The 22,388-nt window shown below is 32.1% G+C and carries 18 protein-coding genes and 4 pseudogenes; 5 read left to right on the top strand and 17 right to left on the bottom strand.

Features of this window, described 5'->3' with window-relative positions; all coding sequences use genetic code 11:
- Positions 1-15: 15 nt before the first annotated feature.
- The 10 genes and pseudogenes from MR875_05735 to MR875_05690 form a co-directional block, all read right to left on the bottom strand.
- Positions 16-834 carry a DUF368 domain-containing protein gene (locus MR875_05735; GenBank protein MCI6994333.1) on the bottom strand — a complete coding sequence of 273 codons (819 nt, stop codon included), beginning with the start codon at positions 832-834 and terminating at the stop codon, positions 16-18.
- Positions 835-1,044: 210 nt separating this feature from the next.
- Positions 1,045-1,275, bottom strand: coding sequence for a hypothetical protein (locus tag MR875_05730; GenBank protein ID MCI6994332.1), 231 nt, complete (start codon positions 1,273-1,275; stop codon positions 1,045-1,047).
- A gap of 314 nt (positions 1,276-1,589) precedes the next feature.
- Positions 1,590-2,349, bottom strand: a pseudogene (locus tag MR875_05725) (aquaporin family protein).
- Between the two features lie 22 nt (positions 2,350-2,371).
- Positions 2,372-3,868: pseudogene (locus MR875_05720) on the bottom strand (DUF2193 domain-containing protein).
- A 196-nt stretch (positions 3,869-4,064) separates the two neighbouring features.
- Positions 4,065-4,403: a P-II family nitrogen regulator gene (locus MR875_05715; GenBank protein ID MCI6994331.1), complete on the bottom strand. Its 339-nt coding sequence runs from the start codon at positions 4,401-4,403 to the stop codon at positions 4,065-4,067.
- Between the two features lie 15 nt (positions 4,404-4,418).
- Positions 4,419-5,630, bottom strand: coding sequence for an ammonium transporter (locus tag MR875_05710; protein ID MCI6994330.1), 1,212 nt, complete (start codon positions 5,628-5,630; stop codon positions 4,419-4,421).
- A 134-nt stretch (positions 5,631-5,764) separates the two neighbouring features.
- Positions 5,765-8,653, bottom strand: a complete 2,889-nt coding sequence (gene uvrA, locus MR875_05705; protein ID MCI6994329.1) for an excinuclease ABC subunit UvrA — start codon at positions 8,651-8,653, stop codon at positions 5,765-5,767.
- A 222-nt stretch (positions 8,654-8,875) separates the two neighbouring features.
- Positions 8,876-10,843 (bottom strand): excinuclease ABC subunit UvrB, encoded by a 1,968-nt coding sequence (gene uvrB / locus MR875_05700; protein ID MCI6994328.1) that lies wholly within the window; start codon positions 10,841-10,843, stop codon positions 8,876-8,878.
- A 5-nt stretch (positions 10,844-10,848) separates the two neighbouring features.
- Positions 10,849-11,139, bottom strand: coding sequence for a hypothetical protein (locus MR875_05695; GenBank protein ID MCI6994327.1), 291 nt, complete (start codon positions 11,137-11,139; stop codon positions 10,849-10,851).
- A 1-nt stretch (position 11,140) separates the two neighbouring features.
- Positions 11,141-12,058 carry a ribose-phosphate diphosphokinase gene (locus MR875_05690; protein MCI6994326.1) on the bottom strand — a complete coding sequence of 306 codons (918 nt, stop codon included), beginning with the start codon at positions 12,056-12,058 and terminating at the stop codon, positions 11,141-11,143.
- A 92-nt stretch (positions 12,059-12,150) separates the two neighbouring features.
- On the opposite strand from MR875_05690, the gene MR875_05685 reads away from it, so the two are divergent.
- Positions 12,151-12,663, top strand: a complete 513-nt coding sequence (locus MR875_05685; GenBank protein ID MCI6994325.1) for a hypothetical protein — start codon at positions 12,151-12,153, stop codon at positions 12,661-12,663.
- A 17-nt stretch (positions 12,664-12,680) separates the two neighbouring features.
- On the opposite strand, the gene MR875_05680 is transcribed toward MR875_05685, so the two are convergent.
- Together MR875_05680 and MR875_05675 are read right to left on the bottom strand one after the other, a co-directional pair.
- Positions 12,681-13,049 (bottom strand): zinc ribbon domain-containing protein, encoded by a 369-nt coding sequence (locus MR875_05680; GenBank protein MCI6994324.1) that lies wholly within the window; start codon positions 13,047-13,049, stop codon positions 12,681-12,683.
- Between the two features lie 29 nt (positions 13,050-13,078).
- Positions 13,079-13,588, bottom strand: coding sequence for a GNAT family N-acetyltransferase (locus MR875_05675; GenBank protein MCI6994323.1), 510 nt, complete (start codon positions 13,586-13,588; stop codon positions 13,079-13,081).
- A 64-nt stretch (positions 13,589-13,652) separates the two neighbouring features.
- Between MR875_05675 and MR875_05670 the strand changes: the two are divergent.
- Together MR875_05670 and MR875_05665 are read left to right on the top strand one after the other, a co-directional pair.
- Positions 13,653-14,536, top strand: a pseudogene (locus MR875_05670) (ADP-ribosylglycohydrolase family protein).
- Positions 14,537-14,542: 6 nt separating this feature from the next.
- Positions 14,543-15,025, top strand: a complete 483-nt coding sequence (locus tag MR875_05665; protein ID MCI6994322.1) for a hypothetical protein — start codon at positions 14,543-14,545, stop codon at positions 15,023-15,025.
- 6 nt (positions 15,026-15,031) lie between these two features.
- Here the strand turns inward: MR875_05665 and lonB are convergent, their stop codons facing one another.
- Positions 15,032-16,912 carry an ATP-dependent protease LonB gene (gene lonB, locus MR875_05660; GenBank protein ID MCI6994321.1) on the bottom strand — a complete coding sequence of 627 codons (1,881 nt, stop codon included), beginning with the start codon at positions 16,910-16,912 and terminating at the stop codon, positions 15,032-15,034.
- Positions 16,913-17,508: 596 nt separating this feature from the next.
- Here lonB and MR875_05655 point away from each other — a divergent pair.
- Positions 17,509-17,796, top strand: a complete 288-nt coding sequence (locus tag MR875_05655; protein MCI6994320.1) for a hypothetical protein — start codon at positions 17,509-17,511, stop codon at positions 17,794-17,796.
- A gap of 368 nt (positions 17,797-18,164) precedes the next feature.
- Positions 18,165-19,697, top strand: a complete 1,533-nt coding sequence (gene cobQ, locus MR875_05650; protein ID MCI6994319.1) for a cobyric acid synthase CobQ — start codon at positions 18,165-18,167, stop codon at positions 19,695-19,697.
- Between the two features lie 5 nt (positions 19,698-19,702).
- Here the strand turns inward: cobQ and MR875_05645 are convergent.
- The 4 genes and pseudogenes from MR875_05645 to MR875_05630 form a co-directional block, all read right to left on the bottom strand.
- Positions 19,703-20,569, bottom strand: a pseudogene (locus MR875_05645) (aldo/keto reductase).
- Positions 20,570-20,590: 21 nt separating this feature from the next.
- Positions 20,591-20,734, bottom strand: coding sequence for a hypothetical protein (locus MR875_05640; protein ID MCI6994318.1), 144 nt, complete (start codon positions 20,732-20,734; stop codon positions 20,591-20,593).
- Between the two features lie 122 nt (positions 20,735-20,856).
- Positions 20,857-21,711: a DUF2099 family protein gene (locus MR875_05635; protein ID MCI6994317.1), complete on the bottom strand. Its 855-nt coding sequence runs from the start codon at positions 21,709-21,711 to the stop codon at positions 20,857-20,859.
- Between the two features lie 15 nt (positions 21,712-21,726).
- A complete protein-coding gene (locus MR875_05630; GenBank protein ID MCI6994316.1) occupies positions 21,727-22,149 on the bottom strand; it encodes a nuclease in 423 nt (140 codons plus the stop codon).
- Positions 22,150-22,388: the final 239 nt, after the last annotated feature.

Raw genomic sequence — 22,388 nt, 5'->3', positions numbered from 1 at the left:
AGATTGAAATTAGATTTAATCGATGTAATCAAATCTAGTTTCCAAAATAATAATTATTGCAAAACCAATTACCGCAACAATCAAACATGGGAATAATCCTGCGAAGTTTATTCCTACTGAATTTAGAATTTCCACACCCGGAACCCTTAAGGATCCAATCATTACACCAATGAGAAATGCCATGGTTACTTCTTCATGATTTTTAAGTAAGAAATTTAAGATTTTAGAAAATCCAAGAATACCAATTAATGCTCCAACTACAAAAACAACAATTTCAACTATTTGGAAGTTGTGAAGTGCATTTAACATGTATTTATATTGTCCAAGAAGTAATAACAAGAATGATCCTGAAATACCTGGTAAAATCATTGCACAAATTGCAATCATTCCGGAAATGAACAATATAAGTATTGAATGATTAGCAGCTATTGGATTTAAACTTACAAATATAAACGTTAAGATACAACCGATTAAAGCAAATACAATATTTTTTAAGTTAATTTGATTGAGTTTTTTAAATAAAATTACTGCAGAAGCAATAATTAAACCTAAGAAAAATGCATATGTGAGTGCAGTATGATTGTCCATACAATATGTAACAACCTTTGCTAAGGTTAAAAATGCCACACCAATACCTAAAATCAATGGAATGAAAAATTTAAAATCAATTTCATCGAATAAACCATTAATAAAACCATTAATATCACCTTTAAATAATAGTTTTAAAAATCCAAAGCGAATGTTACTGATTGCTTCTACTAAATGACCATAAATTCCAGTGATTAATGCAATTGTTCCTCCTGAAACCCCTGGAACAATATCCGCAGAGCCCATTAACACCCCACGAATAAATATTAAAAATGCTTCTTTTAAATTAAAATTCAAAGTATCACCTAAAAAGTAATTACTATAATATTGTTTAAGTTAATTTAAATAAGTTATTGAAAAAAAGAGTTAAGAAATCTCAATGAATAATCATTGAAATATTAATTAAATATATAATCCCCAAATCGGAATGCAATAAGTATAAGATTAATTTATATTCTAAAGAGCAATATCATCATAGTGGATTGCATCAACGGTTAAATTTTCATTTGCATCTTCTGAAATCATATCAATATGATTCTCTTCAGAAACTACTCTTCCCATATCAGAATCATGAGCATCAGCAGAATCAACAGAAATAGCATTCATGAATCCATTTCCAACATTTTCAATGTCTACTGCATCAGATTCACTTGCAGCCACTGTTGCAACACCAACAATAAGAACCATTACTACTCCAAGTAAAAAGTATCCTTTTTTAATAAGATCACCACATCACATATATGTGAAAATTCATGTTTTTTCAAATATCTTGAATATTATTTGCTTATAATAAGAAATAAAATATACAATATAAAAAATACATACTTTTTATATACAAACTAACAAAACATAATGTTAAAAATAATTAGTTTGGTCAAATTTTATAACATTTATTATGAATATGCACAATAATACTTATGAGTAATATATGAAAACTAGTATATAAATCAATCGGTGAAAGTAATTTTAAAAAAAGAAAAAATAGAATAATTCAAAAAGAATTATTCATCATTGAATGGTTGTGGAAGTTCACAAACTCCACTATCTTTTGCAAGGTATGCGTATGCAAATGCAGCACAAATTGCACCAAGAATAGGTCCAACTAAGTAAATTGGGAAGAATGCCCAAAGGTTGACCTCCGAGAACCATATCCATTAAGTATGGTCCGAATGTACGTGCAGGGTTGATTGAAGCACCAGTAAATGCACCTAAGAATACAATTACAGCAGCTACAGTCATACCAATGGAAATCCCAGCAAAACCAGGTTCTGCTTTTTTATCAACTGCAACACCCATTACAACCATCATTAAGAAGAATGTTCCTAAAAACTCAGCAAACATTACTTGGAAATAGCTTACTCCAAGTCCTGGAGCAGTAGCACCTAATCCTCCAATAGTAACTGCTTGAGCACCAAGGCATAAGAATAATGCAAGGCTTCCAAGAGTTGCTCCAATTACTTGTGCAACAATATAATAAATACTATCAACTAAAGAAATGTTTTTAGTTACAAGTAATCCAATGGTTACAGCAGGATTGAAATGTGCACCAGATATCTTTCCAAATACATATATTCCAATCATTACAGTAAGACCAAATGCTAAAGCAATAGCAATCCATTCAGCAAATCCACCAATAAGTCCAATTCCGACATTATTTGGATCAACAGTCTGAAATATTAAAAGTGCAACAACAGCAGCACCAGTACCTATGAATACTAAGAAGAATGTTCCGAGTAATTCTGCAAAAAATTTTTTTCTTATGTTACAAGTCCTCTTTTTTTACCTATACAGCTTCTCTCCATTGACAGTATTCGTGTTTGTTATCTGCTAAGCAAGCTGAAGCACATTGTTTACATCCTCTTACTGGAGAACCTGGAACGTCTTTGTCAAGTGCTATAATATTTGTCATCATTGTTGCTGTAATAGGTTCTGAAGTTAAAAGACATGGATAATCTGCCAATCTCATAAGTGATGAGAATCTTACAGAAATAGCACATGCTGGGTAAGTGTATCTTTGTGGATTCATCAATACATCGTTTTCCAAGATAAAAGTGAAATCGACTTCCATTCCTTTAATTCTAGGAATAATCTCAAATCCAGCAGAAGATCTCATTTTTCTAGCATTACTCATTGCATTAAATCCTCTGTAAATCATGTCCATAAAGTCACAGTTGTGTAACTCAGCAGCAGCTCCCCTTGTAGGATATTGTTGTACAAAGTTGTGGAATCTTTTATTCAACAAGTCAACAATCATTGGAGCAGTGAAACCGTCAAGTTCAAGTAATAACTCGGTTGCACATGCAGATGCACCAGTAGAAAGTTTTAATACATCAAATGGAGTTTTAAATTTATCAATATTGTTTTTCAATGAATTTTCTATAACTCCTGCAGTAGCTTGGATAATATCCATTGATACATCATCTTTACACATATTGTATGTGGATTGGCCAATGTGGTGTCCAATATCCCCAACACAGTATGCCAGTACAGTTACAATGTTACCATAATGTACTCCATCATCCATTGCTGCTTTAACTGATTTTGTCATAGCTTTTTTATACTTGTTCATGTAATCCCTTACATCAAAGGAATGATTTGCATCATCCATTAAATTACCTTGTCCTTCAATTGGAGTTTTGTAAATCATTTGTAAGGTTTCAATTTCCTTTTCAGTTGCTTGAGCAGCAGTTAATCCATCTTCAATAGCATGAGCAAATGCATCTCCAATACCATAAGAAGTGTTCATACCCCAGATTTTGCAGATAAAATTGCTTGTTTGTGATGAACAGGAATATCCATTTTAGTCAATATTTGATTTACAACATTACTTGTACTTCCAAGCATTAATGCAAAGTCTACTACACAGGTAGGACCATAAAATCCACCATATCTTCTAATAGATTCTTTAGCAATTAATGCTTCTGAATCCGCAATAGCTTGGATAAATTTATCTACACTATCTGCAAACTCACCATCTTCTTCACATAAGATTTCTAAAACTGGTGGAGTTTGGAAGTGTTCATATGAATGGATCATCTTCACATTGCAAAGTATCAGTAATGGAAGACAAAATTTCATAATGGTTCTTTACAGATTCTTTGTGTTAAGTTAATTACAGATTCTGCTTGGTTGTCAAGTGATTTCATACCTGAAACAGCATCAACATATGGTTTTGCATCAACTATCTTAAAGTCATATACCTATTTTCTGATATAACTGCAACGTCTGCATTTTGAACAGCCATTGACTCGTTAATCATTTTTTCATATAACTCTTTCATATAATCACCTAGATTTACAAGAAAAGTATAGTATCTATACTTAACTAGATTACTATGATTATAAATTAGGCTATCAAATATTTATAAATTTAGTTAAATAAAACAGAATAATCAAATTAAATGATTAAATTAATAAAAAAAAGCAAATAAAATAAAAAAAGAATAATGTAATATATAAATTACAATTTTAATCTATCTAAACAGCATCAGAACCTCTCTCACCAGTTCTGATTCTAATAACCTCTTCAACATCGGAAACAAATATTTTCCCATCCCCGATATCTCCAGTTCTAGCATTTTCAAGAATAACATCTATAATTCTATCCAAATCTTCTTCTTTGACAATTAATTCAACTCTTGTTTTTGGAATTAAATCTATACAATAGCTAGAACCTCTGTAAGATTCTTTAATACCTGCTTGTCTTCCTCTTCCTTTTACAGTAGAAACGTTCATACCTTCACAGCCAGCTTCCAAGAGTGCTACTTTAACAGGTTCAAACATTTCTTCACGAATTACTGCAATGATTCTTTTCATTATATCCCTCCATCATTAAATTCTGTATCCTGATTCTTCGTGTAATGCAGAGTCAAGACCTCTTATTTCTTCTTTGTCATCTACTCTTAATCCTATTACAATATCTAATACTTTTCCTATAATATAACTTACTGTAAATGAATATACAATTGTTGCAACAACTGCAATTAATTGAATTGTTAATTGACCAGGATTTCCATAAAATAAACCTGCAACACCATTAATTGAAGGTGCAGCAAATAAACCAGTAGCAATTAATCCCCACACACCTGAAAGTCCGTGAACACCAAATACATCCAAAGCATCATCATAACCGAATTTGGTTTTAATATAATAAACTGCATAGTAAGATATTAAAGATGCACCTAAACCAATAATTATAGCACCTGAGAGTGAAACAAAACCTGCTGCAGGAGTAATTGCAACAAGACCTGCAACTGCACCAGTGATTGCTCCTAACACGGTTGGTTTTCCATCGTTGAAAACATCCAAAATCAACCAAACAATCATTGCAACTGCAGCAGCAGTATTTGAAACAAGTATTGCAGAACCTGCTAATCCATTAGCTGCAAGAGCTGATCCTCCATTGAATCCCATCCATCCAAACCATAAGAATCCAGCACCTAAAATTGAATATCCTAAGTTATGAGGAAGCAAGGAAGTATCTTTTCTTTTTCCAAGTATCAAAGCAAGAGCAAGAGCTGAAAAACCAGAGTTAACTTCAACTGCAACCCCTCCTGCAAAATCAATAGCTCCAAGGTTCATTAACCATCCGCCACCCCAAATCCAGTGACATATTGGAACATAAACCAATGTTGCCCATAAAATAATAAATATTACCCAAGCTTTTGTTTTCATTCTTCCAACAATTGCACCAGATACAACAGCAGCAGTCAATCCTGCAAAAGTTAATTGAAATCCAGCAAAAACAAATGTTGGAATTGTTCCAGTTAAAGAATCAACACCAATTCCTTCCATAATTAATGTTTTAGGAATTCCAACCAAACCGGCAAAACTCACATCAGAAAATGCAAATTGATAACCATAAATAATCCAAAGGATACTGACAACTGCAAATGCAATTAAAGATAAAAACATTGAGTTCAATACGTTTTTCCTTTTTGATAAACCACCATAAAAAAATGCAATACCTGGAACACTCATCAATAAAACCATAATTGTTGCAATGAGCATCCATGCAGTGTTTCCTGTACTTAAAACCATAATAATCACTAAATAAATTAAACTAAAATTTTAAACGGAAATATATTGTCGGAATATAACTTCCATTAAAAAATATTTTGTAAAAAATACTATATAAATGTTTGGTAAACCTAAAAAAATAAAAAAAGAGAAATTGACTATTTGCCAATATCTTCAACTAGTTCTTTTGCATAAGGAGTGATATTCTCATTAAGCATTTTTTCTAAAAACTCACCTGTATAAGTTCCAGCTTCAGCTATCTCTTCAGGAGTTCCGGTAGCAATTACCTGACCACCACCATCACCACCTTCAGGACCTAAATCAATAATATGATCAGCAGTTTTAATAACATCCAAATTGTGTTCAATAACAACAACTGAATTACCTGCATCAGTCAATCTTGCTAAAACTTCAAGCAATCTTTTAATATCTGCAAAGTGAAGACCAGTAGTAGGTTCATCTAAAATGTATAATGTTTTACCAGTACTAGTTCTAGATAACTCCTTAGCCAATTTGATTCTTTGAGCTTCCCCACCAGATAATGTTGTTGCAGGTTGACCAATCTTCATGTAACCTAATCCAACATCATATAAAGTCTGAAGTTTTTTAGTGATTTTTGGAATATTTTCAAAGAATTCTAATGCTTCTTCAACAGTCATTTCTAAGACTTCATAGATATTTTTACCTTTGTATCTAATATCCAAAGTCTCTTCATTGTATCTTTTACCACCACATACTTCACATGGAACATATACGTCTGCTAAAAAGTGCATTTCAATTTGAACAATACCATCACCAGAACATGCTTCACATCTTCCACCTTTAACATTAAATGAGAATCTTCCAGGTTTGTAACCTCTTGCTTTAGATTCTGGAGTATTAGCAAATAAATCACGAATATCAGTAAATACTCCAGTATAAGTTGCAGGATTAGAACGAGGAGTTCTTCCAATAGGTTTTTGGTCTATTGCAATAACCTTGTCAATGTTTTCCAATCCTTCAATTTCATCATATTTACCTGCAAAAGTAAATTTTCTAGCTAATTTTCCTTGGACTCCTTTGTATAGAATTTCATTAATCAAACTACTTTTACCTGAGCCACTAACACCAGTTACACAAGTAAATTTACCTAATGGAATATCCACATCTATATTTTTGAGGTTGTTCTGAGCAGCACCAATGATTTTTATGTAATTACCATTTCCAGATCTTCTTTCTTTAGGAATATCTATTTTTTTAACTCTTGAGATATATTGACCAGTAATTGAATCAGGATTGTTCATAATATCTAATGGAGTTCCTTGAGCAACAACCTTACCACCATGTTCACCAGCTCCCGGACCAATGTCCACAACATAATCTGCTGACAAAATGGTTTCTTCATCGTGTTCTACAACAACAAGAGTATTTCCCAAATCTTTAAGTCTTTTAAGTGCTTCAATAAGCTTTACATTATCTCTTTGATGAAGACCTATACTTGGTTCATCTAAAATGTATAAAACACCTACAAGACCAGAACCTATTTGAGTAGCTAATCTAATCCTTTGAGCTTCACCACCGGATAAAGTACCAGAAGATCTAGACATGGACAAGTAATCAAGACCCACTTCAACTAAAAAGCTTAAACGTTCTTTAATTTCTTTTAAAACTTCTTTTGCAATGAAATTTTCCCTTTCAGTTAATTCCAAATCTTGGAAGAATTGATATGAATCTTTAATTGCCATATCACAGACATCAATGATTGATTTTCCACCCACAGTAACTGCCAATACTTCAGGTCTGAGCCTTTTACCTCCACAAACATGACATTTTCTATCAGACATGAATTTTGAGAGATATTTTCTTGAATAGTTAGACTTAGTTTCAACATATAAACGTTCCATTCTTGGAATAACTCCTTCAAATTTACGATTTACCATGTAGGATTTATTTCTTCTTTTAAAAGTGAATGGAATCTTATCATCACAACCATAAAGAATAGTATTTTGATATTCTTTATCCAAATCTTCAAATGGAACATCCATACTGAAATGGAAATGATTAGAAACTGCTTCAAGCATTTGATAATAATAATTTTCTTTTGTTGAAGATTTTGACCAAGGTGCAATAGCCCCATCATTTAATGTTAATGTCTTGTCGGGAACAATTAAATCCGGATCAATTTCCATTTTAGAACCAATACCATTACATTCAGGACAAGCCCCTTGTGGTGCATTGAATGAAAACATCCTTGGAGTCAATTCCTCAAAGTTTATTCCACAGTCAACACAAGCAAAATGCTCAGAATATTTTTTCTCATAATCCTCATCATCACCAGTGAATAAAACTGTAATTAACCCTTCAGAGAATTCAGATGCAGTTTCAAGAGAATCTACTAATCTTCTTTTAAAATCAACATCCATTCTTGTTTTAAGCCTATCAACCACAACATCAATACTGTGTCTATAGGTTTTTGCAAGGTCGATTTCTTCTTCCAATTCCCTTATTTCACCATCAACACGGACTCTTACAAAACCTTTGTTTCTTAAGTCTTCAAAAACATCCTTGTGTTGACCTTTTTTATCCCTTACAATAGGAGCCAATATTTGAATTTTAAGTCCTTCACCTTCTTCAATGATTGCATCACCAATTTGGCCAAGTGTTTGTTGAGATATCTCCTTTCCACAATTAGGACAATGAGGAATTCCAACTCTTGCAAACAATAATCTTAAGTAATCATAGATTTCTGTAATTGTACCTACAGTAGACCTTGGATTTTCTCTTGTAGTCTTTTGGTCAATTGAAATAGCTGGAGACAATCCTTCGATGGATTCCATTTCAGGCTTTTTCATTTGACCCAAGAATTGCCTTGCATAAGCAGATAAAGATTCAACATATCTACGCTGTCCTTCAGCATAAATTGTATCGAATGCTAATGAAGACTTACCAGATCCACTTAGCCCAGTAATTACAATGAATTCATCACGAGGAACACTAACATCAATATCTTGCAAATTATGCTCACGTGCACCTTTGATGACAATCTGTTTTTTAGAATCTTCAGTCATAATAAACCTCTTTTATATTATTTATTTAATAGCTCTTTTAAAAAAACATTGCGAGAGCAAATGAAAAATAATAATCATTCGTATTATATAAAACAAATATTTAGTTTTCAGAGTATATAAATTTTTTTTATTATAAAAACTAATTAGTATTTTTTAGATAATAAATACTTTGGAACTACACAAATACACAAAAAATTGGAAAAAATAGTTTAGATATGGAAATTATTTATCCATACCCTTTAATGCATAAAGTTTATTTCTTAATTCAGCTGCCCTTTCAAAGTCCAATCTTGAAGCAGCCTCTTTCATATCTTTTTCTATATCTTTAATAAGTAAGCGAAGCTCATCTTTAGGCATTTTTTCAACATCAGATCCACTAACTCCTTTATACTTTTCATTTTCATCAGCTAATTTTTCTTTTAATGTTCTCTGAGTAGATGTAGGAGTTATTCCATGAACCTCATTGTATTTCATTTGGAGCTTGCGTCTTTTCATTGTTGTATCATATGCATTTCTAACAGAATCAGTCATATCATCAACATACATAATTACACGACCATTGACGTTTCTTGCAGCACGTCCAATAGTTTGAATCAATGAAGTTTCATTTCTTAAAAATCCTTCTTTATCCGCATCCAAAATAGCTACAAGAGATACTTCAGGCAAATCTAAACCTTCCCTTAAGAGATTTACACCAACCAATACATCAAATTTACCACGTCTCAAATCATCAACAATTTCAATCCTTTCTAAAGTATCAATCTCAGAATGCATATATCTTACTTTAACACCAATACGTGCATAATAATCAGTTAAATCTTCTGCCATTCTTTTAGTTAATGTTGTAACCAATATTCTTTCATCTTTTTCAGCAGTTGCTTTAACTTCTTTAAGCAAATCTTCAACTTGACCCTCAACAGGCCTAATGACAACTTCAGGATCCACAAGTCCGGTTGGCCTAATAATCTGCTCAACCACATTTCTTGATTTTGCAAGTTCATATGCAGCAGGTGTTGCAGATACATAAATCACTTGATTAGTTGATGATTCAAATTCATCAAATCTCAAAGGACGATTTTCCTTAGCAGAAGGCAATCTAAAACCATAATCAACTAAAGTTTGCTTACGAGCCCTATCTCCATTATACATTCCTCTAATCTGAGGTACAGTAACGTGAGATTCATCAATGATTGTTAAGAAATCATCTGGGAAATATTGTAAAAGAGAATATGGTCTATCTCCCCAAGTACGTCCGGACAAATGCATGGAGTAATTTTCAATTCCAGGACAATATCCCATTTCTTTAAGCATTTCTATATCAAAACGAGTTCTCTGTTCCAATCTTTGAGCTTCCAATAGCTTGCCCATAGCATTTAACTCAGAAAGTCTTTCTTCAAGCTCATTTGAAATTTTTGTTAATGCATCATCCATTTTGTCTTGGCCAACAACAAAGTGCTTTGCAGGGAAAATCATGTATCTTTTAAGTGATTCCTGTTTTTTTCCTGTTACTTTATCAATTAAACTAATGACATCTATTTCATCACCAAATAGTTCAATTCGAATTGGTGGAGTTCCATGAACTGGATTAATTTCAATGACATCCCCACGGACTCTAAATTGACCACGAGCAAATTCAATATCATTACGTTCATATTGCATGAAGACTAAACGAGCAATAATTTCTGATCTGTCGTAGATATCGCCGACAGAAATTCCAAAAGCAAATTCACCATAATCTTCAGGAGAACCTATACCATAAATACAGCTCACACTACTTACAACAATTACATCATCTCTTGACAACAATGATTGAGTTGCAGAATGCCTCATAATATCAATATCATCATTGATTGAAGCTTCTTTGTCTATAAAAGTGTCTGTTCTTGGAACATAAGCTTCAGGCTGATAATAATCATAATAGCTGACAAAATATTCAACTGCATTATCTGGGAAAAATTCTTTAAATTCTTCATATAATTGTGCAGCCAAAGTTTTGTTGTGAGAAATAACAAGAGTAGGTTTTTGGACTTTTTCAATGACATTTGCCATTGTAAAAGTCTTACCCGAACCAGTAACACCCAAAAGTGTTTGTTCTCTTACTCCATTTTTTATACCTTCAGCTAAAGAGTTAATGGCTTTTGGTTGATCACCTAATGGTTTATAAGGTGAGTTTAGCTTGAATTCTTTCATAATATCTATTTATTAATGGAAATAGTAAAACTGACATGCATATAGCTTGGAGCACAACAAGGAGTGATTTTTTCATCTCTTATTGCAACTTCACCATAACTTCCAATATCCTTTTCTAAATCCTTTTTGATTTTACTTACATTATCTTTATTATAAACTCTAAGAGAGCCTAAAAATGTAGTTTTAACAGCCATATTCATAACAGAGATGGTATCAACCATTACATGTTCATCATATTTAGCTAAAACCTTGTTTGATATTTCAATTAATTCTTTTTTAATTGTTTCTTTATCCATCTTATTCCCTCAATGCATCAGCTATACTTTTAGCAACAGATACACGTGAAGTGTCAGAAGATAATGTATTAGTTCCGATAATTTTACCCGCACCAGCAGAATAGATTCTGGTCGCACCATTATTGGTTAATATTGGGTGAACACAGCATACATCAACAGCAGATGCACCATATTGTTTTAAAATATTGATTGCATTAACAATAGTTCCACCAGTTGCAATAATATCATCTACAATGATTGCGTGCATTCCTTTTACGGAATCAATATTAACAGTATTATCACTTTCACTGTCACATCTTACATCTACGATTTTAGTTTCAACTTTATCTGGTCCTAAACGTACTTTAGTCAAATAAGTACAGTCACAACCGATAATTTCTGAGATTTCTTGTGCAAATCCGTATGCACCTTTATCAGGAGCAACAATTAATGGTTTGAGATCTTCTTTTCTGAAGAATTTTTTATCCAAATATTCAGCAATTGCCGGCATTGCAGACAAGTTTCTTGCTGGAATATCAAAGAATTTTAAAACACAAACTTCATGAATATTAAATGTGATAAATTCGTCAGCACCTGCTGTTTGGATTAAATCACATACAATTTTAGCAGAAACTGTTTCACCAGGGTTGAAACGTTTTTCTTGTCTTGCATATCCCATATATGGAACTACAACTTTCACCTTTTTAGCACCTAAATCTTTAAGATTAGATACCATAAATAACAATTCCATTAAATTTTCATCTTGAGGATATCCTGTTGATTGAATAACAGTTACTTCTTTGCCTTCAACATCTTCAGTAATTCTCAAATATCTTTCTCCATCCGGAAACTTTCTAGTTTCTACATAACATAATTCTTCTCCAAGTTCACGTGCTACACTAGCAGCTAAATCTTGTGAAGATGAACCACCTATAATCATAATATCACCAAAAATAATATCTGAATATACATTTGTTTTTTGTAATTAAAAAGGTTAAGTATTAATATTTAAAAGTGTTATAAAAATTAATCATGGCAAAAATAAATACCGTACTTATAGCATTGGTATTGATAGTTGTTGTATTTTTGGCATCAACTATTGTAAGCCCAGTTCTAGTAGTTGCTGAAGACGCAACTGAAGGCAATGGTATTGATATGGCTGCAACCTTCAGTTTAACAGGGTTCGAATGGATTTATCCTGGAAATTCCGTTAATGCTCAAGGTCAGACATTACATAATGTTTATGCAGACTATCCTGATGACCCTTATGGTGCTGCTCGTGACATAATGAGTTATACATACCATGTTACTCCACATATTATCATTAGTGTAAATAACGACGCTGCTGCATCCATTTTCGGAGGAAGCATTATAGATGATATTCGTGCAAATGATGGATATAATGGATATGCAGGTAATGATAAAGTTTCAGGAACTATGGATAGAGGCGATGCTGTTGGTACTGCAATGGCTCAAAATGGAATAAATGTCTTTGAAATTCCTATACAATTTTTAATGGGAAATATTGGCATTCACTTTGCTTAATTTCCATTTTTTCTTTTTTAATACAACATAACGTAAAATGATAGTGCTACTCCCACAAATGAAATAGCCATCATTATTAAACCATGCTTTTTAAGAGTTGGATGCCTTGATTGCACTAAGAAAAATGGCATGAAAAATCCAAAAAATGTGAATGTAGCAAAAATAGTATTTTTTGAAATTAAACCAATGAAAAATCCGCTCCAGGATAAAAATATAGTAGCAATATAAGCTGCAATCAACGCTTTTTTATTAACTTGAAGATCTTGTGCTCTATAAACCTTAAATTGCCTAGGTTTTAAACCTTCAACCAATGGAGTACCACATTTGGCACAAAAATCATAATCATCTTGATTTTCAAATCCGCAATTTTTACATAATCTAGTCATTAATTAAGATTAATATTTCTTTATATAAATTATTTTTTAAGCAACATGGCAATTTCACTAAATTCTTCACCCAAATAATTGACATTTGTCAAATCATTGAAATATTTAAAACCTAACTTTTCTAGAACTCTACATGATTGATTGTTCTCACACCTGTATGTTGCATAAATCTGTTTTACACCCAAATCATCAAATGCTCTTTTAACTAATAGTTCTGATGCTTCAACTGCATACCCATTTCCCCAATATTCCTCTCCAATCCAATATCCAAGTTCTGCAGAGTCATCACCCCAGTAATGATTGCAGTCAGGATGGAACAATAATCCAACACAGCCAATTGGAATATCATCTAAAACAATAGCATAAGTTTCTTTTTTTGAAAAAACTGTTTTAATAATATTTAAACTCTCTTCAACACTTTCATGTGGCGGCCATCCAGCTATTGGACCCACTTTTGGATTTTGGGCAAAATGAAATAAACACTCCGCATCTTCCTCCTTCCACTGCCTTAAAGTAAGACGTTCAGTTTTAAAAATCATTAATTAAATTATGATTTAATCCAATATAAAACTTTTAAATATAAACACAAGTTAATACTTAATTATGAAAGTCAAAGATGGAATTATTGGTTTGGTCGTAGGTGATGCATTGGGAGTTCCAGTTGAGTTTAAATCCAGAAAATACCTTGAACAAAATCCAGTGACTGGAATGATGGGTTTTGGAGAATATAACAAACCCGCAGGAACCTGGTCTGATGATACTTCCATGACAATAGCCACAATGGGAAGTATAATTAATAAAAAATGCATTGATTATTCAGACATAATCGAAGAATTTATCGAATGGCAAAAAAATAACAAATACACACAAGAAGAAACATTTGACATAGGAATTACAACACATAATGCTTTAGACAGTTATGTGTCTGGCCTAAGCCCATTTTGTGGAATGGATGGTGAAAGAGACAATGGAAATGGTTCTTTAATGAGAATTCTTCCATTAGCATTCATAAAAGACATTGATTATGAGACAATTGAAAATATTTCCTCATTAACTCATAGACATAAAAGATCCAGAATTGCTTGTGTGCTTTATGTTGAAATTGCAAAATCCATGATAAACACTCCTGATTTAGCATTGAAACACATGTTAAAAATGCAAGTGATAAAATTAAGGAGTATTATGAAGGCAATGCAGAACTTAAACACTTTAGAAGAATCTTTGATAATGATTATTCAGAAGGAATTTCAAGCAAAGGCTATGTAATTTCTACATTTGAGGCAGTTATCTACTGTCTTGAAAATACGGATAGTTATAAAGAAGCAGTTCTAAAAGCAGTTAACTTAAGTGAAGATACTGATACTGTAGCAGCTATTTGCGGAGGACTTGCTGGAATATATTATGGTTTTGAAGACATTCCTATAATTGGATTAATCAAATCCGCAAGATTGATACCATCATTGAATTATGTGAAAAATACGAGGTAGTATGTGATGAAAATTTATGAAACTATTAAAAATATTAGGGCTTCCTGTAATAATTACATAGACCCTGATTTGCTTGCATTTATTATTGATGACAATAACTACATGGGTGAAAACAACATACTGAAAATCAGTGGTTATGACATCAACGAGGAGGATACCTACGAACAAAGACTTGTAAAAATCAGCAAAAGTGAAAATATTTTCTTACCATTTGGAATGATGACATTTATGCCTATTTTAAATGAATGTGATATCTTCTCCACAAATGACTACAATTTACAACTAAATCAAGAAGAATTTGATCTTTATGCCGACAAGCAAGAGAAACTATTTGGAATTTTAATAAAAAAAGATTCAACAGAATATCTTATCGGAAAAACAGATGTTTGCAATTGCAGCGTAGATGCATCATTCAAAGAATTTGAAAAAACAGAATCTGAATTTTATAAAACAATAGAAAAAATAGTAAAAGAAAAAATAATAGAGTAATCCAACTTAATTAGTAGTTGGATTATTTAAACTTGGTTGTGGAACTTTATCTGCAACTCTAGAACTTAAATCTCTCATTTTTGCAATTAAGTTGTCTTTTGCAGAACCACTAATTAAAATGTTTTCTAAAACATCACTTAATGTTTCTGTTGGAATGATTTCAATCATATCTTCATATTTTTTCTCAATCATAACATCTTTCATGTTAGATTTAGGAATTAATACTTTTTTCATTCCAGCTTCTGCAGCCGCTTCAATTTTAGCAGTTGCTCCACCAATAGGCATTACATCACCACGAACATTAAGAGAACCAGTCAATGCAACAGTTTGGTCAATAGGAATTTCTTCAATAGCTGAAATAACAGCAGTTGCAATACTTACACTAGCTGAATCCCCTTCAACACCATCATAGGTTTGAATGAACTGAACGTGAATATCATAATTGGAAATGTCCTTGTTAGTGTATTTCTTAATCAATGCACTTACGTTTTGAACTGATTCACTAGCAATTTCACCTAATTTACCTGTTGCAATTATTTGACCACCCATTTTGGATTGGGTTGGAGCTGCTTCTGCTGCAATTGGTGATACGATTCCACTTCTATCTCCAATAACTGCAAGACCGTTAATAAGACCAACTCTTCCACCTTGAGCAGAGACCATACTGTAATCTTTTCTTTGTAAGATAGACCTATCAGCAATTTGCTGTTCTAATGTTCTTGCATATTTTTTAGCTTCAAATACATGTTCAGCAGTTACAAGGTCAGCACCTTTTTCAATAGCTACATCCCCTGCAGATCTTACAAGTCCACCAAGGTCTCTTAATTTCAAAGTTAAAGCATTTTGCTTTCCAGATCTTCTTTTTGCTTCCATAATGATTTCATCTAATGCATCAGTTGAGAAGTGAGGAATTCTTCCATCGTTTTTGACTTCTTGAGCTACGAACTGAACTAATTTTTCTCTGTTTTCAGTTGTATCTTCCATATAATCTTTCATGAATACTTCGTAACCATATCCTCTGATTCTGGATCTCATTGCAATATGCATTCCTTCTAAAACTTGAAGGTTACCTGATGCTACAAGCACAAAGTCACATGGTACTGCTTGGGACCTTACCATTGCACCACTTGAGTTTTCACTTTGACCAGTGATTGCATATTGTTTTTCCTGCATTGCAGACAATAACTCTTGTTGGGTTTTCATGGACATTGTACCTATTTCGTCAATGTATAAAACTCCACGGTTAGCTTTGTGAATCATACCTGCTTCTACACGTTCGTGTGCAGGAGTTCCGAGCCCACCAGATTGGTATGGATCGTGACGTACGTCTCCTAAGAGAGCACCAGCATGAGAACCGGTTGCATCCATGAATGGTGCAAATCTTGAATCTTGGTTATTAACCAACAATTTCGGAGACATATTATTATTTCTTGGTTTGATTTGAATTGAAATGAGTAAAATTAAAGCTGCTGCAATAATAGATTCAAGTAATCTTCCATACATAAATCCAATTACTAAAACACCACCAATTGCAAACATTGTAATGATTGTTTTCTTTTCCTCATGACTTTTAGCCGATCCTTTTGTTGCTTTTACAATTTTTTTACCCTCACCCGCAGGTACTGTCCTTATCAATGGGTGGTTATTATCTTCCATATTTGGGTAAACTAATATATCTTTTAAAGTTTCATGAGGCAAAATCTGTGCCATTCCTTTAGCAAGCATAGATTTTCCCACACCAGGATTTCCAATGAGTAAAACATTTCTTCTTTGTTTTGCTGCCTTTTTAATTGTTTCAATGGACTCTTCATGTCCAATAACTTGGTCAATTAATAAAGGCGGTACTTCAATATCTTGTGAACTTTTAATATTATCATAATTTAACATTGGTTTAGTTTCTTCGCCTTTTTCTTCTTTTTCTACTACTGGCTCAGCAACTACTTCTTGAGGAGAATCTTCAGTTATTTCTGGTTCTTCAAATTTCATAGAATAAACCTCCTTTTCAATAAATATAATTCATCATTAAAAAATTAAGTTAAATATACTATTTAAATATTATTTAAATCTGTATCTTATATAAAGGTTTCTAATTTAGTAAACAAAAGTTACTTTAATATTTAAGAATATGTTTTTTAAATTCAATATAGCAAAAATACTTAACAAAAAATCATTAAATATACCATTACCAAATTTTTGGAGAATTAATTATGACAAGGAAAAACATAGGAGCAAAACCTTACATCATGCCCATGCCAGTTCTAATCTTATCATCCTACGATGATAAAAACAAACCCTGTGCAATGCTTGCAGTATGAGGAGGAATAAGTCATGAAAAAGAAATTTCAATCACAGTTGCATCACAAAGACACACTTTGAAAGGCATACTTGAGAGAAATTCATTTGTTGTAAGTATGGCAGATTAGAAAATGAAACCGCATGAGATTATCTCGGAATTACAACTGGAAACAAAGTTGAAAATAAATTTGAAAAAACAGGATTCCACACCACCCCCATCAGAATTTGTAGACGCACCAATTATAAATGAATTACCATTTGCTGTTGAATGTAAAGTTAAAAGTTATGATGCAGAGAATTGGAAATTAATAGGTGAAATCGTCAATGTAAGTTTAGATGAATCCATTCTTGAAGAAAATGGAAAACTATCCTTTGAAAAATTCCACCCAATAGCTTTTGATTGGATGAATAAAATTTATCTGGACATTGGAAAAAAAGTTGGAAATGCATATAGAGATGGTCTTGAATTAAAATGAACAAAAAAAGAACATCCAAATGATAAATATATTTCATATCGAAAAATAAAAAATAATTAAAAAACTTTTTTTAATATAAATATCGATTAATTAAAGAGTAATTAACTAAAATAAAAATAAATATCAAAAAAAGTTAAAAATATATATTAAAAAAAGATATATAATTAAATGCAATATTAATTTTCAATAATTATATATTGTAAATCGATTTGCAGGCATGGTTATATATCGCACAGTCAGTTTATTTCAAATAATATTCATGTGTTTGAAAACCCCAAATAAATGATATATATTAATCCATGCCCCAAATACGATTAAATTTAACTCATTTTAAAATTATTTATAATATTAACTAAATATATTCTACTATGACAAATTGTATCATGGTTCAAGGAACTTCATCAAATGCTGGAAAAAGTATGCTCGTAGCCGCCTTATGCAGAATATATAAAAACAGAGGATATAAAGTAGCACCTTTCAAATCCCAAAACATGTCTTTAAACTCATATACAACAAAAGAAAATGGGGAAATTGGAATAGCACAAATGCTACAGGCCGAAGCATCAATGGTTGAACCAAGTATACACATGAATCCCGTTTTGCTCAAACCAAAAGGAGATTTTACATCTAACGTAATCATCCAAGGAAAATCAATTGGAGATATGAACTTTTATGATTACCAGCATAAATACCATGATACAGCATTAGAAGCTATTAAAAAAAGTTTCAATATCTTAAAAGAAGAATATGATGTAATTATCATTGAAGGAGCAGGTTCTCCTGCAGAAATTAATATGCGTGACCAGGATATCGCAAATATGGAAATCGCACATCTTGCAGATGCAAATGTTATATTAATAGCAGATATTGAAATGGGCGGTGTTTTTGCAGCAATTGCAGGAACTTACGTATTACTTGATGATTATGACAGATCCAGATTAAAGGCCACTGTAATCAATAAATTCAGAGGTAATTTAGATATATTAAAACCTGGTCTTGATAGAATCGAAGAAATTACTGGTGAACCTGTTTTAGGAGTTTTACCATATGATCCAACTTTAAAGCTTCCTGAAGAAGATTCTGCATCATTAACTACACACAACTTTGCAGAAGACAAAGACATAACAATTGGAGTAATCAGACTTCCCAAAATAGCTAACTTTACAGACATTGATCCATTCGAATATGAAGAAGATGTTTCACTTAAAATGATTGGTATCAATGATGATATTGGAGATGTTGATGCTATTTTAATTCCAGGAACCCGTAATTCAACTGAAGATATGTTTGCTCTTCGTGAAAGTGGTCTTGCAGATAAAATCATCAAAAAATCAGAAGAAATACCAATTGTTGGAATCTGCGGAGGATTACAAATTCTCGGAAACATTATTTACGATGAAGACAAACGTGAATCCAAACACGGAACAATGAACGGACTTGGCATTTTGGACATCGAATCCCAATTTTCAAGGGCTGGAAAGATTGTAACTCAATCAGAGGCAACAATTCCAGACAATCTTGATGGCCTTGCAGGTGAAATATTCAAAAACATTGTTGGTGAAATAATTACAGGTTATGAAATTCATGAAGGTACCACTAATCTAATAAACTCAAAACCATTATTAAATATTAAAAAAGGACAGGGAAATAACGATGATGGTATGATTGATGGTGCATCCAATGGAAATGTGTTTGCAACTTATTTCCATGGAATATTCCATAACTATAACTTCAGAAGAGAATTTTTAAATTATATTAGAGTTAAAAAAGGCCTTGAAGCAAAATATTGTGAAGATCCTTACGAAACTCAAAAAGATTATTCCTTAAACAGATTAGCTGAAATTGTTGAGGAAAATCTAGATATGGACATTATTGATAAATTATTATTCAAAAAAGAATAATAATTTTAAATCTTATTTTTTGTACTTTTTGCCCATACTTTCTCATTATCACTAGCGGATACTTTATTATCAGCCATTACGCCGACCAATTCATGAGCAACATACGGTTCTTCCAAATAAGCAATATCATCACTTGAAAGAGACAGATCAACACTGTTGACAGCACCTTCAACATGATGCATTTTAGTTGGACCAACGATTGGGGATGTAACTTTGGTTTCCAGCCATGCAAGAGACACTTCAGTCATTGAAACCTCCAAGTTTTGTGCAATTTCATTAACCCTTTTTATGATTTCCAAATCATTACTCTATGATGAATCATACTTTAATTTTGCATAAAAGTCTTCATTTAATCTTTTTGAATCAACACCAGGCATTCTAGATAATCTACCAGATGCAAGAGCACTGTAAGGAGTAGTTGCAATATTATCTGCAGCACACATAGGAATCATTTCACGCTCCTCTTCTCTGAAAATTAGATTGTAATGACCTTGAATAGAAACAAATTTTGAAAAACCTTCAGCATCAGCCAGTGCATTAGCCTTTGCAAGCTGCCAAGCAAAACAATTTGATATACCTATGTATCTTACTTTTCCTTCTTCAATCACTTCATTCAAGCCTTCCAAAAGATCATACAACGGAGTATTGTAGTCCCACATGTGATAAATATATAAATCAATATAATCAAGCCCTAAGTTTGTGAGGCTTTTATTAACCATATTATGAATGTGCTGTTGACCTGACACATTATTTTTAATGTCCTCTTCAGACCTTGGCAGAAATTTGGTTGCAACAACCACATCTTCTCTTGAAGCATATTCTCTTACTGCTTTTCCAACATACTGCTCTGAAGTTCCGTTCTGATAACCGATAGCAGTATCATAAAAGTTAATTCAATTATCCAAACCGTTTTTTATAACTTCAAGAGATTCTTTTTCAGGCAAAGTCCATGTATGCACCCCATTTGTCGGATCTCCAAATCCCATACAAACTTTACTCACTTTTAAATCTGAATTTCCAAGCTTTGTGTATTTCATTGTTAACACCTACAATCAGTCTTATTTTAACATTATGAACTGGTTATTTATATTTTTAATGAAAAAAAAGAATTAAAATAGAATAATGTCTATTGCTAGACATTGAATTGATAAATAATCATTTAAATTAATTTATGAGGAATATCGCTTTTATTTCTTGGATAATTATTATTAGACAATGGTTTACCTATCTTTTTAAGTCTATTGTCCAATAATTTATGTCCTTCTTCACTAGCACAGAATATTGGAACCTTTGATCCATAATAATAAGGCTGGTATTTATCAGTATATTCAGCAACATGTTTTGATGCACAGGCAGTCACAATATCTGCATTATTAAATATCATTTTAACATCTTCAGGAGCAGTTCCTGTTGTATGTGCCACTAAAATATAGACATTCACATCATCATCAATTGGATAATTTCTAATTTCTTCAACCATATATGAAGGAAGTATTGTTATTGCAATATTCTTATATCCCTTGTCCAATGCTAATTTTAACCCTTCCAATTGATTTAATTCTGCAGTTTCGGGGTTTAAAATCACACTATCCTTTTGTTGAAGTTTTTCAATTACTTCAGGAATCGGAGTGGTACTTACAAGACCAGACACTCTTGCACCAACACCCTGTACGACACGTGGATTTGTCATAATCAAAGTCCCAGCACCATCACAGGCACCTACAACACAATCAATGTTTCCAAGTTCCATGTTGGATTTTAAAATTTCAGATATACCCACAGTAATTGCATCATCCATTTCAATTATTCTTTGTGGAGTGCACATTCCAAAGTCCTTGATTCTGAAATTAATGTTTTTACGTATGAATTCTTCGTTTAATTCTTCCACTCCATGCATTGCATGAAACATCGGACAGTATTTAACTTCAGATGATCCAACTTCTGTTATTTCACCATTTTCTATTACTACACGAACTTTTCCAAGTGCTTCAATTACATGTCTGTCTTCAACCATACTACTCACCAAAATTTACTCATCTTCCGCAATATCACATGGTTTTACCCAGTTTTCCCTATCTGTAAGAGTTTCAATTGCATTTATGATACAATGAGGATTCCATCCGACCACCGCATCAGCTTTTTCCTCCAATTCTTTTAAGATAGCTTCCATACCATAACAACGTATTGAAAGTAAAGGAATATCCAATTCTTTTGATTTAGCCATTAACTCATCGAATAACTCTTTATCATATTTATAAAGACCAAATAATAATACAATTACATCAATCTTTTCAAATAATTCATCAGTTAATTCATGTTCTAAAGTATTATATTCTTTATATAAAAAATCTTCTTCCTCATTGATTCTTCCCTTATAAAACTCATATTGTTCAGTGGGATCGTATTCTCCCTTAGTTATAAGCAAATTATAAACTTTGTTTCCATCTGACAATTAATCACCTTCCAATTAGTGTATTTTCTAAAATATATGATTCTAGCCCGATTTTCATTACATTAATATACAGTAATAACAATTGTTATATTATCTTATTGCAATATAAGTTTTTCTAAATAAAAATAAAATAGTTTAACTAAACGTTTAAAAAATAAAATAGAATAATTTCCAATAAGAAAACAAGTTACTATTAAATTATACAAAAAATATCTAAAACAATCTAGTTTGTGTGTCAA

It is taken from the genome of Methanobrevibacter sp., from assembly GCA_022775905.1.
In the GTDB taxonomy this organism is placed as follows: Archaea; Methanobacteriota; Methanobacteria; order Methanobacteriales; family Methanobacteriaceae; genus Methanocatella.
The sequence above is the reverse complement of the archived record's forward strand: the minus strand, read 5'-3'. Positions and strand labels throughout refer to the sequence as shown.